Origin of the sequence: Enterococcus sp. DIV2419 (assembly GCF_051711865.1) — a bacterium.
Taxonomy (GTDB): domain Bacteria; phylum Bacillota; class Bacilli; order Lactobacillales; family Enterococcaceae; genus Enterococcus; species Enterococcus faecalis.
In genome coordinates this window covers 517,761-532,985 of record NZ_JBIONS010000001.1, presented here as the reverse complement: position 1 = coordinate 532,985, position 15,225 = coordinate 517,761, and the positions used below count along the sequence as shown (strand labels likewise).

The 15,225-nt window shown below is 39.7% G+C and carries 14 protein-coding genes; all 14 read right to left on the bottom strand.

The annotated features are described in order from the left end of the window. Positions 1–36 precede the first annotated feature (36 nt). The 14 genes from IGI97_RS02480 to IGI97_RS02415 all read right to left on the bottom strand — a co-directional run bounded on the left by IGI97_RS02480 (position 37) and on the right by IGI97_RS02415 (position 15,219). Positions 37–1,404 carry a PTS ascorbate transporter subunit IIC gene (locus IGI97_RS02480; RefSeq protein ID WP_002355097.1) on the bottom strand — a complete coding sequence of 456 codons (1,368 nt, stop codon included), beginning with the start codon at positions 1,402–1,404 and terminating at the stop codon, positions 37–39. A 14-nt stretch (positions 1,405–1,418) separates the two neighbouring features. Beyond that, positions 1,419–1,718 (bottom strand): PTS sugar transporter subunit IIB, encoded by a 300-nt coding sequence (locus IGI97_RS02475; RefSeq protein WP_002367331.1) that lies wholly within the window; start codon positions 1,716–1,718, stop codon positions 1,419–1,421. 1 nt (position 1,719) lies between these two features. Next, positions 1,720–3,729 (bottom strand): BglG family transcription antiterminator, encoded by a 2,010-nt coding sequence (locus IGI97_RS02470; RefSeq protein WP_438737909.1) that lies wholly within the window; start codon positions 3,727–3,729, stop codon positions 1,720–1,722. Positions 3,730–3,891: 162 nt separating this feature from the next. Continuing rightward, positions 3,892–4,116 (bottom strand): hypothetical protein, encoded by a 225-nt coding sequence (locus IGI97_RS02465; protein ID WP_002355093.1) that lies wholly within the window; start codon positions 4,114–4,116, stop codon positions 3,892–3,894. 46 nt (positions 4,117–4,162) lie between these two features. Beyond that, the gene (locus IGI97_RS02460; RefSeq protein ID WP_016615314.1) at positions 4,163–4,564 is read right to left on the bottom strand and encodes an LPXTG cell wall anchor domain-containing protein; all 402 of its coding nucleotides are present in this window, start codon (positions 4,562–4,564) and stop codon (positions 4,163–4,165) included. After that, positions 4,545–5,678 carry a DUF916 and DUF3324 domain-containing protein gene (locus IGI97_RS02455; protein WP_010825515.1) on the bottom strand — a complete coding sequence of 378 codons (1,134 nt, stop codon included), beginning with the start codon at positions 5,676–5,678 and terminating at the stop codon, positions 4,545–4,547. Before IGI97_RS02455 ends, IGI97_RS02460 begins: the two co-directional genes overlap by 20 nt. Before the next feature lie 87 nt (positions 5,679–5,765). Next, on the bottom strand, positions 5,766–6,455 hold the full coding sequence (locus IGI97_RS02450; protein ID WP_002425427.1) for a WxL domain-containing protein: 690 nt from the start codon (positions 6,453–6,455) through the stop codon (positions 5,766–5,768). Between the two features lie 425 nt (positions 6,456–6,880). Beyond that, a complete protein-coding gene (locus IGI97_RS02445) occupies positions 6,881–7,852 on the bottom strand; it encodes a dimethylarginine dimethylaminohydrolase family protein (protein ID WP_002359145.1) in 972 nt (323 codons plus the stop codon). A 111-nt stretch (positions 7,853–7,963) separates the two neighbouring features. Continuing rightward, complete coding sequence (locus IGI97_RS02440; RefSeq protein ID WP_016615313.1) at positions 7,964–9,409, bottom strand: alkaline phosphatase; 1,446 nt, start codon at positions 9,407–9,409, stop codon at positions 7,964–7,966. Between the two features lie 87 nt (positions 9,410–9,496). Further along, on the bottom strand, positions 9,497–11,410 hold the full coding sequence (locus IGI97_RS02435; protein ID WP_002361095.1) for an endonuclease MutS2: 1,914 nt from the start codon (positions 11,408–11,410) through the stop codon (positions 9,497–9,499). A 346-nt stretch (positions 11,411–11,756) separates the two neighbouring features. Then, positions 11,757–12,500: a 2-dehydro-3-deoxy-phosphogluconate aldolase gene (gene dagF, locus IGI97_RS02430; protein WP_002361094.1), complete on the bottom strand. Its 744-nt coding sequence runs from the start codon at positions 12,498–12,500 to the stop codon at positions 11,757–11,759. 3 nt (positions 12,501–12,503) lie between these two features. Beyond that, positions 12,504–13,607: a DgaE family pyridoxal phosphate-dependent ammonia lyase gene (locus tag IGI97_RS02425; protein ID WP_438737906.1), complete on the bottom strand. Its 1,104-nt coding sequence runs from the start codon at positions 13,605–13,607 to the stop codon at positions 12,504–12,506. Between the two features lie 11 nt (positions 13,608–13,618). Continuing rightward, on the bottom strand, positions 13,619–14,470 hold the full coding sequence (locus IGI97_RS02420; protein ID WP_002359140.1) for a PTS system mannose/fructose/sorbose family transporter subunit IID: 852 nt from the start codon (positions 14,468–14,470) through the stop codon (positions 13,619–13,621). Further along, the gene (locus tag IGI97_RS02415) at positions 14,470–15,219 is read right to left on the bottom strand and encodes a PTS mannose/fructose/sorbose/N-acetylgalactosamine transporter subunit IIC (protein ID WP_048949426.1); all 750 of its coding nucleotides are present in this window, start codon (positions 15,217–15,219) and stop codon (positions 14,470–14,472) included. Before IGI97_RS02415 ends, IGI97_RS02420 begins: the two co-directional genes overlap by 1 nt. Positions 15,220–15,225: the final 6 nt, after the last annotated feature.

Below are 15,225 nucleotides of genomic sequence, written 5' to 3'. Positions count from 1 at the left end.
GACTTCTGTCCCATTTGCCTTTTTAGAACAAAACACTTAGTTTTCTTCGGCGACTTTTTTCTCCCGCATAGTCAAAACAGCGCTAGCCAAAAGAACAACCACTACAAAAGCAATGATTCCTCCTACTAAAAGACTCGGACCTGCCTCACCTAATTTGCCTAAAAATAGGCCTGGGATTAAATAATCCGTATCCGCAAACGTTGAGGATGCTAACTGTAGATCACCCAAGACTGGTAAAATGAATAACGGTAACCAACTAATTAATAAGCCATTAAACGCAGCCCCTAAAATCGCTCCCCGACGTCCCCCTGTGGAATTTCCAAAAACACCTGCCGCGGCACCACAGAAAAAGTGCCCGACAACGCCTGGTATAATCACGGTGGTATTCAGACCAACCATCGCTAACATTGAAATAGTTCCCACAATAAAGCTCACAAAGAACCCAATCAAGACAGCATTTGGCGCATAAGGAAAGATAATGGGAACATCAAGTGCTGGTTTAGAATTAGGCACTAATTTTTTAGCAATTCCTTGGAAAGCTGGCACAATTTCTCCTAAAACCATCCGCACACCCTGTAAAACCACTACGAAACCAGCCGTAAAGGTTCCTGCTTGAATTAATGAAAAGATAATCGCATTTTCGCCATTGCTTAACTCATGCTCGACATAGCCTGTCCCAGCCAGCAAAGCCAAAATCACATAGACAATCGACATCAAAATCATAATTGAGATGGTTGAGTCTCTTAAAAAACCAAAACTTTTAGGAATTTTAATATCTTCCGTTGACTTTTCTTTATTCCCAAAGACTTTTCCAATAAAGCCACTTGCCGCATAACCAATATTCCCTGTATGCCCCATTGCTACTTTATCATTTCCAGTAATTTGTTTCATAAAGGGCTGACAAAGAGCAGGTGTCACTGTTAATAAAGTTCCTTCAAATAAACCACCTAAAAGAATCATTGGTAAACTAACGCTAAAACCGGCCCCCACTAAAATAACGGCTGTCAAACACGAAACGTACATCATCGCTTGACCTGTCAAAAAGATATATTTAAAACGTGTAAAACGCGCCAACAGAATATTAACAACCATGCCCACCAACATAATCAGAGCAGTTGGTGTCCCATATTGTTGCAAGGCAATCGCTACAACTGCTTCATTACTAGGCACCACGCCTTGTGTATTTAATGCGGTTTGGAACATCTCCGCAAAGGGCGTTAATGAGTTCGCCAATAGCCCTGCGCCACCAATTAAAACTAAGAAGCCGACGAATGTTTTCAACGTTCCTTGAACAACATCAGAAAATTTCTTTTTCTGTAAAACTAATCCCAACAAAGCAATTAATGAAACCAGAATCGCTGGCTGGCTAACAATTGAAACAAATAAATTCAATAAAGTTTCCATGTTTTTCCTCCTTCTTATTGATGTGCAATGCCATTGTCATCTAAAACTTTCAAGACTTTCTCCTTCGTTTCATCGTAATCAATAATCGCATTTAAAGGAATGATTTTTTCAGCAGGAATTGACCCTAAAGCATCTTGCAATGTTTTTTCGACAAAGAAGTAATCAGCCATATCGCCACTGGCACTCCCGACATCTGTGTGATCAATTTGAAAATTATCTGTATCAACACCGACTTCCTCTAAAATTTGTTGGATATTCATTTGCACCATAAAACTTGTTCCTAAACCACTTTGACAAACTGTAAAAATCTTCATCTTATTTCTCTCCTTCTTGGATAATTGATAGTATTTCTGGGACGGTTTCAGCCGCCACTAAGCGATGTAATGATTCTTTTTTTGATAGAATTTTTGTCAGACTAGATAAGGCCCGTAAGTGTGTTTCGTTATCTGAAGCAGCTAAACAAATAAAAAGGTGAATTTCATGCTTAGGGTCTTCTAATAAATCGACACTTTTTTGGATTTTTAGTAATGACATGCCTAACTGATTAACGCCATCTTCTGGTCGCGCATGAGGCAATGCTACGTCTGGACAGATATGGATAAATGGCCCAAAAGATTCGACTTTTTGAATCATTGCATCAATGTACTTTTCCGTAATACTGCCATTTTTTAATAACGGTTTGGCAGCTTCTGTAATTCCCGCTCGCCAGTCTGCAACTTCAGGCAGGACTTGGACTGTTTCTGTTGTTAATAATTCCGATAACATTGGACGCAGATCCTCCTCTTTTTCTAAAATTTTGTTCATTTTACGATGCAAGACACGATATAACTGCGCTTCTGTGACTCCTTTTTTTAAGGAAATATAAGGTTTTAACGCATCTAAAATATCTTTGACATCTGGCATGGAAATACCTGGCAATAGCCAATCTGATTGGACTTGGTGTATCAATTGATTTTTCTCCAAAGAGCTCATAATGGGCTTGGTAAGATAAACCTTTTTGGCTGTTTCAATAGGGACCGTTGAGAAAATGATGTCATAGCTTTTTTCAGATACATTCTCTATTTCCCTCACCGCATTTGTTTCTTTAAATTCAATCATTGGAAATAGCCGACGCAATTCCGATTGCAAAATCAACGAAGAACTAATGCCACTGGGACAAACAATTAGCGCTTTTAGCTTTTCTTGCCGCTGTTCATTTTTTTGCCCGAAAATTTCTCCACCAAATAATATGGTAAAAAAACCGATTTCCTCTGACGGGATTGACCGTTTCGTTAATTTTTCTAAAGGAGCTAACGCTTGTTCACAAAGATGATAAAGCGACCGATACGATTGTCGAATATCCTTGATTAAAACATTCGGCAAGTAAAAGCCATAGTTAATCCGAAAATAGGCAGGAACCAGATGATAATACACATTCATGAGCAATTCACGAGGCTGTTCAAATTGAACAACGGCCAACAATTCCATTTTCCGAATAATTTCACCAGAAATATCTAATAAAAACTCTAACTTCGTATCTCGCAATTCTCCTTGCAAGGCTGTCATTAAACAGATCGTGAAAAAAAGACTCTCAGTTTCTACATTCGCCACTGGCCCAACTAAATCACTTAAAATACGACGACTGACGGGATAAGCGCGTAAGGACTGAATTAACTGGTTCTCAGGCCAGACGACTGTTCCATATTTGCCTAATCTTTTTTGAGAAAAAGCAAGAAAGTAACTAATTTCATCCAATCTGCTGGGTACTAGTTGAAGCTGCGCTTCCTGGACGGCTAATTGAATGCCGTCACGCATTTTTGCATATTGGCTCATTTGATGCTGACTGAGCCAGCAAAATAAAGCGAAGGTGCCCGACTTTTGTTGTAAGAGGCGGGCAAGCCAATTTTTTCCGAAACGACGAATTCGAAATTCATCTCCTTCTAGGTAAAACCCTCGTTTTCGTTCGTAGGATAAAGCAATGTTTTCAGTTGCTAGTTGGTGTCGGACTTTTTTGATGTCCGCTAAAATAGTACCTTTCGAAACATCTAAAAAATTTTGGTAATGATACACCGATAGTTCTTCGATTTCTGAATAAGTGAGTAAAAAAATGAGTGCTTGTCTTTCTGTTTCGCTATAAATCACTTGACGTTGTTGAAAAAGTTGTTTTCCCCATTCATTTGCGGAAAGGTTTGGAATGCTGACGGTATTCTGTTGAACTGCTCCGCCTATTGTCGAAAGTTGTGTCACTAATTCTCGTTGCGAAAGATCGGTTATTTGTTGAGCCAAAGAGAGCGCAATTTTTTGCCCTGCATACTCGTCAAGGAGATAACTTATTTTATAATTCACAGCTGTGTCCTCCTGTAATCATCATATAATGATAGCGCTTTAATTTCTATCTAAGTTGGGTACAAATGTCTACTGTACTTTTTTGATAAATTGTACCGTTCTTTATTTTAAAGTTAACAAAAACCCGTTGCAAGTTTCTTAAAAACTTACAACGGGTTTTCTTTATGTTAATTGTGTTTGTAATGCGATATTCAGCAAAATAGCCACCGCCACCCAGCCGCCACACATCACCAGAAGCAGCCAACTAAACATTGATTGTTTTACTAAAGACTGCTTAGGCTTTGCCAGATGTACAAAATTCATGCTATTTACTAAGAACAGTAAAAATAAAGCAAAACAAAGGACGGCCAAGCCAGCACAAATCCAAATCCACATCGTAATCTCCATCTATATTCCTCCTTCTACAATTGACTCTGTTTATAAAAACAGCACATTATTTTTCCTTTTTCCTTTTTTTATTCAAATAATAGAAACTTGTTAGCACTACGAGTAAACAGGCAATACCAAGGCTGTAAAGCCACGTGCTATTTCGTTCACCTGTCCTTGGTAATGACGTCTGTGCATTAGTCGGATTCGTTTTAGCAGTGGTTTTTCTGCTCACTTTGTCTTGTTGTTGTGACGTTTTTTTATCTTTATTAGTGACTGGTTGTTCTGTTGACTTAGTGCCACCTTTCGTTTTTAGGGGTGCCTTCCCTCCATAAAACGTCACACCGATATTCGTTTGTCCCGCTTCTTCTGCAAAGCTCTCAGAAGAAGCGGTCAGAATCGCAATGCTGACGGTTAAAAGTATTCCCAATGTCACCAGAAGTGATCCTTTACTTTTCGCTGTCATCATCGCGCACTCCTTGTCTATTTTTCAAGGCTACCTGTTTTTCTTGTTGTAAATAGGCTTGTTGTTTCAGTGTTGCTTTCTGTTGCGTAAAACGCCAAATAGCTAGAATTAGACTCACAATTGTTGCAGCTAACAAGCCATAAAAAGCTTGATTCCACCAAGTCGGTAGGACCAATTTCACTACTGCTTCTTTATTTAATTTTTTGGCTTCTTGACTACTGATAGTAAATTCTTGCTTAAACGGCCACACTTGTTGTTCATCTTCTTTCAAGACCGCTTTTCCTTCAAAAATATAGGTTCCTGGACGAACATCTTCTTTCCCGAAATCTAAATGGAAGTTCATCGTCGAATTTGGTGCAAAACGAACACTTGGTAAAATCCGTTTGGCATATTCTTTCGTTTCGCCTTTTTTCGTTACTTTTCCTTCTAAACGTACTTCAGGAAAAATAGCGGATGTCGGATTCTGAATAACCGCTTGGACCGATTTATTTCCTAAAGCAATGGTCGGAACTAATTTAACTAATTGAAGAGTCTCTGCTAGATACATCGGTGTATCTTCTGACATTCGTAAAGCAATTGCTACATTAAATCCATATCGACTGGTTAAACCCGTTGATTTTCCTTTTTCTTCCTTTTCATCTTCTGCAAGCGAAGCATAAACACCACCCAAAACTAATCCTTGGAAACCATTCGCTGGAATTTCGACAGTCATTTTGGCTGTTACGGTTTTCTTAGCGGGAACTTTTACATGTTCCTCAGGTAATTTAATTAATGTTGTCAAGGGTACTTTTAAACTTGAATCTGGTTTTTTCTCGAAATCATTGTACACAATTAAACCATTGTCATTCGTCACAGCATTCGCCAAATTTAAATCAATCGTCAATTCTTCATCTGTTTTATTAATTAATGATAATTCGACTTCTTGTTTCTGTCCTGGTTTTACAATGAGATCGTAGTAGGATTGCGTATTTTTCGCTTGATTCTCAGGAATATTGGGTTTAACTGTAAATTTTGTATTCATGTTGTCATCCGCTTCTTCTGCTTGTACAGCAGAAGGGATGCTTAATGCCATCACACAAATAAAAACTGTGACGATTAGCCAGCGCATTGTCTTCATTATTTGTTCCTCCTATGTATCGAAAAGGAGCCGTGCACCACTGCGCAGCTCCTTTTCTAGTAATGCAGTATTCTCGTTAGTAACTTTTTATGGCGCAGCCACTAATGTCCAAGTTACGTTACCTGTATACGCACCATTTGTAATTTGTGAACTAGGTGTTGTAATGTTTAATTTTACATTTGATAATTCAGAATCCCATGTACCTTGACCTTTACCAACTGCTGCTGTAGCAATTGATACAGCTGCTCCACCTACTGGAATAGTTGTTCCAGCAAATTCAGGACTTCCTGGATCTGCTGCAAAGGCAGCTACATCACGTGAGTATGTTTTTGCTGTTTCATCGTATTTCGCTACTGCTCCTGTTTGTGCAAAGGTAATTGAACCTTCTAACGTAGCAGTCCCGTTTTTCATTTCAGCAACGCCTGCAGTAACTGACCAACCCGCTTGTGTTCCACGAACATCCCCGACACCATAACGTTTTGTTTGGGTACCTGTCGCATCTAACGAAATCGCTGATAAATCAGAACTAACTTCTGTCGAAGCAAATTTGAATTCTGTTGGAACATATAACAAATCAAAGTTAGTATTCGTACCTGGTCCTGGCTCTTGTGTGCTTCCGTCATCTCCATCACCCGTACCGCCTGGTAATGAACCACTTGTCATCTCTACGTTTGCTGGTGTTGTACCAGTCGTTGTTGCATGTGCTGCTGCAGGAGCGATGCTTGCCCCTAAAATTGCCGTTCCTGCAAATAAAGTTACCAATGTTTTTTTCTTCATTTTACTCTCTCCTTTATATCTTGGTTAATTAATGAATAAAAAAGTGAAAAACTTTTCTATCTCAGTAGAACGTAAACTAAGTATAGCGAAAAAAAGACTGCTTGTGATTTCAAATTTTAAACACCTCATGCAAAAAAAATGAATTTACTATAACAGCAAGGTTCCAACGACTTTTTGTGTCTTTGAAAACGTAATTTTCAAAAAATATATTGTTTTTTTTCATATATAAAGTGGTAATTTTATAAAAAAACAGCGAGAAAACGTCAAAATATTAGTAACAAACACTAACATTTTGACGTTTTCTCGCATTTATTAAATCAAAATTTCCTCAATATTTTAAAAAAAAATAGTGAAAACTAAAATTATATCGTTTTCATAGACAAAACGTACATTTTTTCTTACGAAAATTGATAATCACTCGCTGACTATTCTCTAATCAAAGCTTGCGTTGTACAACGGAAAGAACCACCTAACATTCTAGAAACATGGTAATCAATTGCCTCAACTTTGATACCTTTTGCTTCTATTTGAGGAATTAAGGTTGTAAACGATTGGTCCGTTATATACGTTTCTTCGTTAAGCGGTAGACCATTTGTCACTAAATACGCTGCTTCTTGCAAAGTAACGTGAATTTTTTCCCAGTTGGCTAATTGCGCAGGAAGTCCATCCAAAAAGGCCTCTTCACAAACAATCATCAAGCCTTCTCTCAACAAGCTTAACGCACAATCTAAGTGGAGAATATGCGGATGTAACCGAACCGGCACCACTTCATAACCAAAATGACCAATCATATTGGCTAACCACTGAATTCCTGCTAGGTTACTTGCCAAGCCAGAGTAGCCCACAAAAATTGTTTTTCCTAGAACTAAAACATCGCCGCCTTCAATAAAGGGACCTGCTTCACTTAAAGCCCCTTCAGAAATGTCAGGTTGTGGCGCAGCAAAATAATAGCCTTCTGCTTCTTGTGTCCACTGCTGAATAATCGGACGAATTGGTAAAATTTCTTGTCGACGGTGTTGAAATCTTAAGTTTCCTTCTATTAAGAGATTGCCAATTGTAAAAAAAGGGTCTCGTGAAAAGAAGTTACTATATCCTACGCCCAATTCCTTGCCATGTTCTTTTTCATAGGTTGTCAATAAACGTGGACGAAATACTTCTACGCCATAAGATTCTAATACTCCTTGCATGACTTCTTTTTCTTTTTCCCAACGCACTTGTTGTTCTGGTGCAAAGTCTGCTAAATCACGCCCTTCATTATTCTGTGTTAAACGGGCATTTTCCTCTGTTAAAAAAGTCGTATCCGCTTCATCAAATTTATCTGGTAAACAAAATTGCGATTGTGCTAAAACAACTGAACGCAACGGTGCAAATTCACTTTCAACATGCATTTTTTTCATTATTTGACCTCACTTTTATCTGGTTACCTTCATTATAACAGAGATAAATTTTTTATGCCTTCAATGAAGAAAAAGCAGAACGTATAGAAGTTCTGCTTTTTCTTTATTTTGTTATTTGCCAATACCTTTATCTTTAATCTCAGCTTTTTGCCCGGTGCCATCTACTAAGCCAAAAATAATCTTCGCTTGGTCTGTATTATCAATTTGTCCTGAAAAAGCTTCTGCTTGTGGGCCATAAGCATAGACATTTACATCTTCTCCTGTGTGTCCGCCAGTAGTCCAACCAGTATTCGAACGTTCATCAAAAATCTTTCTTAATGCCTGAGCGATTTTTTCAACATCTTTTGACTCCGCCGCTGTTTTCACTGCTTTCAATTCAGCCTCACTTAATTGAAAATCAATATACTCAGTCACTGTTTTTTCCACATTACCATTTTTAATAATTTCTTCTGCCATAAAATCAGGCGTGCGTTTTGCCGCATGTAAAGGCTCCGTCAACCAGTTGTATTGATCTCCTTTGCCTAAAGACAAGCCCCCTGTTGAATGATCTGCAGTTGTAACCACCAATGTTCCACCATCTTTTTTGGCAAAATCGATGGCCTTTTCAAACGCCGCTTCGAAGTCTTGCATTTCGCTCATCGCGCCAACAATATCATTGCTATGCCCGGCCCAATCAATTTGACTACCTTCAACCATTAAAAAGAAACCTTTTTCATTTTTATCTAACCGTTGAAGAGCCGCTTCTGTCATATCAGCTAATGAAGGGACCTCTTCCGTTCGGTCAATCATTTTAGGTAGCCCGCCTGGTGCAAACAAGCCTAAAATTTTGTCGTCTTGGTTTTCATTTAACGACTTTTTGTCTGTGACATGACCATAACCCGCTTGGGAAAATTCTTTGACTAAATCACGATCTTTCCGGGCAAATAATTCGGAGCCGCCGCCAAGTAACACATCGACTTTGTGTTGTCCATCGATTTGATCATCAAAATAGTCATCGGCGATTTCTGCCATATTTTTGCGTGAAACATTATGTGCGCCATATGCAGCAGGGGTTGCATGTGTTATTTCAGATGTTGCTACAAGCCCCGTTGATTTCCCCACTTTTTTCGCACGTTCCAGCACTGTTTCTGTTTTGGACTTGTCATTATCGAGCGCAATAGCATTATTGTAGGTTTTCACTCCAGCAGCCATCGCTGTCGCTGCGGACGCTGAATCGGTGACATTCTCTTCTTCATCTTCTGGATAAGTGGCTTGTTGCCCAACTAAATAGGTATCAAAAGCTGTTTGGGGAACACGCTTGTCTGAGTGATTGGCTTTGAAATAGCGATAGCCCGTTGTATACGGATTCCCCATGCCATCTCCAATCATAAAAATAACATTTTTTACTGGTGCTTTTTCAGATTCAGTTGCCTTCGCTTCAGCAACCTCTGTTTGTTTTTCGCCGCTTTTTTGTTCAGATAAATTTGTACAACCCGCTAATGTTGTGAATGTTAATAAGGTAACCCCTAGCAAAGCTCTTTTCTTCATTTCCTTGTTTCCTCCTTCATATCTGTCCATACATTGACTATAACAAGTCTTAGTTGATTTCTGATAAATAACAAGTAAACAAAGTGTTAAGTTGTTGTGTTGCTTCTGTTAAGTACCTTATTTGTCGCGTCTTGCTGCTCTTTTTTCGGCCTCTTTGCGTAATTGTTTCTGCGCTTTTTTTGAGCCGCGTTCAATATCTTTGAGTTTCTTTCGTTCATGGAAATCTGTAAATAAACTTTCTAAATCATAGTCTTGCGGATATAGATCTTGTGCTTTCGCTTGTAATTTCAACCGTCTTCGTGGTACATTTTCAATTTTATCATTCACAAATACTTGAATTTCTTGTTCACCCTCATCTGTAAAAACCAACCCAATTTGTTGTGTTTCTGTCAATAGGACACGATCACCTTTTTGATAACGGTCTGTTTCTTCTACAAACGTGGCAAAGGTCGTTTCTTTTGCTTTCAGGGGTTTAAATAGACTTCGATTAGTAGGGTATTCTTTCCGCTGAATATAATGAGCCGCCTTTTCAATGAGCTGTGGCTCCATCTTCATTTTACGTGCAATCCAAAGCGCCTGACTATCGCCAACTTCACCAATTTTCAATTGATATTTGGGCGTTAATGTTTCACGATCGAAGGCCATTGCGGCGGGCACAAAATCGTCATGCTCTTGGGCAAAACGTTTAATTTCACCATAATGGGTCGTTGCAACTACCAAGGCTCCCTTTTGATACATCGTTTCCATGATCGCAATCGCTAAGCCAGCTCCTTCGTTCGGCTCGGTACCACTGCCAATTTCATCTAATAAAACAAGCGTGTGTCGCTTAACATTACGCAACATTTCCGCAATATTTTTCATGTGCCCAGAAAAAGTGCTTAACGCATTTTCCAGATTTTGCTGATCACCAATATCGACAAAAATTTCATCTAATACTGGAATCTCTGTGCCCGCTTGTGCTGGAATTTGCAACCCAAATTGTGTCATGACAGTCAATAAGCCAACTGTTTTCAAGACAACCGTTTTACCACCAGCATTGGCACCTGTAATGACAAGTCCTCGATACTCTGCTCCTAAAGAAAACGTCAATGGTACTGCGTGTTCTAATAAAAGAGGGTGTTTTCCTTGAACAATGCGCAAGCGTTCTTCTTTGTTTACTTTTGGCGTAATCCCACCAATTTCGCGACTATACTTTCCTCGTGCAAAAATAATATCTAAGGTGGTCATTGTATCGACGGCTTGATCGACTAGTCGTTCTTGCTCATTGATTAACCCTGTTAGTTCTGCCAAAATTTGATATTCTTCCGCTGTTTCTTCCGCTTTTAAGAGTGTCAATTGTTCATTTAATTTACTAATTGCTACAGGTTCAATAAAGACCGTTTGTCCTTTATTGGATTGCTCAATGATTGTGCCTGAAACCTTATTTTTATAGCTAGCTTTGATTGGTACCGTGTAATGTTCCCCTTTTTTCACCATCATATTTTCTTGAATATACAGTTGATTATTTTTATTACGTAAAAATTTGGTAACTTTTGTTTCAATTTCTTGTTGGCATTCATTGATTTGACGCCGGATTTTCCGAAGTTGTCGAGAAGCATCGGTGGCAACTTTTTGGTTATGGATTTTCGTATAAATTTGTTCTTCAATTGCTCTGAAATCAGCTAAGTGCTGACTGTAACTAAATAGGCGTGGTGTTTGGTATTGATTTTTTTCAAAAAACTTCTGGATTCGCTGACTACTTCTTAAAAAGTCAGCGACCTCAATCAATTCGTTTGGTGTAAGGATTAAGCCTTTTTTCACTTGTTGAAGCAAGCGGGTAATTTGGCTCAAGCCCATGAAGGGGACGTGTTGTCCGCTATCAATAATTAAGCGGGCCTCGGTTGTTTCCGTTAAGCGGGACTGCACTGTTTCTAAACGTGTTGCAGGGACCATTTTCGCCAACCGTTCTTTACTATACTCGCCAATCGCACGTGTTTGAACTTCTTTAAGAATTGTTGTAAATTGTAATTTTTGAATGGTTTCATGATTCATTTGTTTTTTCTTCCTTTCTATCACGAAAAGAATACCTGGCGCCTTTAAATAAAAACCAGTTTCTACAGAAAAAAGAGGACAGCGTTCTACCGCTGTCCTCTTTATCATTGGATAAAGGTTACTAAAGAAACCTCTTTTAAAGGAGGTATTTAGTAAATGAGATGACTGACAGGTATCACTTTCTAAGCACACCAAATAAACCTTGCTTGGTTCACTGGTTATTCAACTTATCAATTAGATACCTACGACACTCACCAAAATACCCCACATTCATTTGTTGGTTTTTATTTATTCTCCACTTGAGAGTAGCAAATCTGGCGAAGAAAGTCAAATAAAGATTGGCCCTTTACTTATTCAATGTGTTTTTCATCATGGTTAGTAACGTTTTCACGTCTTCTGTTCTAGTGTCCCCTGTTTCTTGATCGATAATTGAGCTGTAGACATGAGGAATGATTTTTTTAACGCCGGCATCCACCGCAATTTGAACAATTTCTTCAAAGTTTTCTAAATCAATGCCCCCTGTTGGTTCTAAATAAAAGTCATACTTGGCACAAGCTGCTGCTACTGCTTGGTATTCTTCTTTGTGAGCCAAGCCTTTCATCGGGAAATATTTAATGGAACTGCCCCCCATGTCTTTCAACAATTTGATGGCGGTTTCGATAGGCACTTCCGCCGCTGGCGCACCCGAGCTTAACGGACCTGTCGCAATGTTGACATAGCCAACTTTGCCTGTGGGTGAAACCAAGCCATTAATCACTGTTTCGTCTTGACGAAGTAAGGCCCGCGAAGCGCCGACACCTGTGAAGACTTGGTTCACGTGTTGCGGTTGTAGAACTTCTGATAAGCGAGCCACCATTTGACTTTGATTAGGATCGCCAGCCCCTAAGCCGACAGATAAAGCGTTGTTGGTTGCTGCTTGGTATTTTTTCATATCGTCAATGGCTGCTTCATCGGTTTCATAGTTTTTTGAAAGGACGCCTAACACAACATGCCCTTCTGCTGCTTCATAACAGGCTTGGGCATTTTCTACTGAATTGGCTAAAACGTTTAAACAAATGCGTTCTTCTAAATAATTAGGTTTTAATGACATGGCTTATTTCTCCTTTGTGTCCATAATTTCTTGTAATCGTTGCACGATTTTGTTCATTTCTTCTTGATTGACAGAACGAATGTCAAATTCAATGATGCCATTGTTGGCTTGATATTCTCGCGTATAAATAGCTGGACTTTCTGCTTTTAATGCTTGGATGACTTCCTTGGCAGTTTTTCTGCCGTCCACTTTGACACTGGCGCGATAAATGTCTCGGCCAGCGCCATCTTGGACGATTTTGGCGGTTAAATCTGATAAGTTGTTGATGGCTTCAACAAACGGTTTTAAGCGCTCTTGCATCGAAGCCCCTGATTCACTGCCATGTGCCAAGTATTCTTCCACTGCTTGCGTAAAGCCCAAGATATTGTCTTTGCCAATTTTCATTGCTCGACCAATGCCTTTGCCTTGTAGGCGCACCCAGTCAATGTATTCTTTTTTCCCGACCACTAAACCGGCACTTGGCCCTTCAATTGCTTTGGCGCCGCTGTAAATCACCAAATCAGCGCCTGCTTCAGTGTATTTGAAAAGATCTTCTTCTGCTGCCGCGTCAACAATTAGCGGCACCTTGTGGCGTTGCGCCACTTTGGCCGCTTCGGCCACCGTCAGCATACTTTTTTGCACGGTATGGTGGCTTTTGATGTATAGAATGGCCGCTGTTTTTTCAGAAATCATCATTTCCACGTGTTCTGGACTGCACATGTTGGCGTAGCCAGCTTCCACCACTTGGCCGCCACCTTGCGCTACCATGACTTCTACAGGCGTGCCGTAGTCCACGTTGTGCCCTTTAGGTAAAACAATCTCCCGCTGTTCGATTTTTTCTGTATAGGGATGATACGCGTGGTACAAGCTGCCTTTTCCAATCAAGGCAGCCACCGCTTGGGCAATCCCCGCCGAAGCTGAGGAAACGATTTGGGCATCTTCTGCCTTCAACAAGTTGGCTAAAAAGGCCCCTGTTTGCACACTAAGTTCACTCATTTCAAAGAAATGTTCGCCGCCGAATCGTTGCGCTGCTAGGACTGCCTCCGAAACTTTGGAGACACCTAGAATGGTCATTTTGCCAGAAGCATTAATGACTTCTTTTAAGTGGAATTTTTCGTAACTATTCATTATTTTCTCCTTTATAACAAACCAAAGAATGAAGTGACCAAACTAACTAAGACAATCGTGCCGATAATGATACCGTAACGTGGGCCTTTTTTTACCATGAAGAAATAAATAGCCATGACTGCTGCTAAAGGAAGTAACCCTTTCATAATTTGATCTAGAATATCTTGTAAAACAATCGTGGCACCGCCAGTAACTTTAAACGTCATCGGGCTAGCAATTTTAACATAACTCGCACTTAAAGCGCCCATCATCATCATTCCTAAAACATTTGCTGAATAAATGACTTGTTTAATTTTACCGTCTTTTAACAAACTTAAGATTGAATTACGCCCTAATGTATAGGACTTATTTACTAACGTCCAACTGATGTATAACGTAATGGCTGTGTACAGAACCAACGGACCGATACTTCCAATCACGTTACCTCCTTTAGCCATTGGAATAAAAATGGAAATGATTAACGGCATTAATGCTGCCCAAATAATCGAATCGCCAATCCCAGCCAGCGGACCCATCAGCCCAGTTTTAATCGATGTGATCGCCGTATCAGAGATCGCTGCGCCATTGGATTTTTCTTCCTCCATAGCAATTGCAATCCCTTGAATTGAAGCCCCTACTGTTCCTTCAGTATTAAAAAAATTCAAATGACGTTTCAGAGCTTCTCTTTGTTGTTCTTCATCGTCTGCGTAAAGTTTTTTAATTGCAGGAATCATCGATGCACAAAAAACTAAACTTTGAAGACGTTCATAAGAATTTGATAATTCACAGCCTAGTTGATAAATCCAAAAGGCTTTGGATAATTCTTTTTTAGTAATTTTTTTCTGTTCCAATTGTTGTTCATTTGCTTGTGTCATTTGTTCCATTATGCTGCCTCCTCACTCAATGCCTTGTTTCTAACTAAAAAGGCAATACAGATTCCTAAAATAGCGACGGCCATAACTTCTGCGCCAAAATATACTACTGCAACAAAACCAATTAAAAAATAAGGAATCAAATTTTTCTTGCCAATTACCATAATTGTTAAGGCGAAGCCTAACGCTGGTAAAATACCACCCATTACTTCAAAGCCGTGCATCAACCATGCTGGGATAACTTCTAAGACTTTATTCACCACAGATTGACCAAAAAAGTTCGCCGCAAAAACCAACGGAAAGCGAATTAAAAATCCCGCTAAAGCTGGATAAACAAACGCAGCTCGGTAAATCCCCCCATAATTTAACTCTTCCGCATATTTATCAGCCATATGCACCCAAGTCGCATTGATGGTCCGCCGTAATTGATCCATAAAGACGCCTAACACACCAAAAGGAACAGCTAGTGCAACAGCCGCCTCGGCATTCATTCCCACACCTAAAGCAATCGGAATCGCGATTGCTGAAGCTAAAGCCGGATCACTAGGCACATTGCCGCCCGGTGTGGAGGTGACTCCGAGATAAACAAGTTGAATCCCCGCACCCACAACCATTGCTTCACTAAGTTTTCCTGTTACTAAACCAGCCACCAACGCTGCACCTAATGGCTGAGACAGCATGCCTGAAAATGTGTACCCAAAACGCAAACGTGCAAACCAATAATAAAGTCCCATAATAATTGAAACACCTAAAACGCCCATATGATT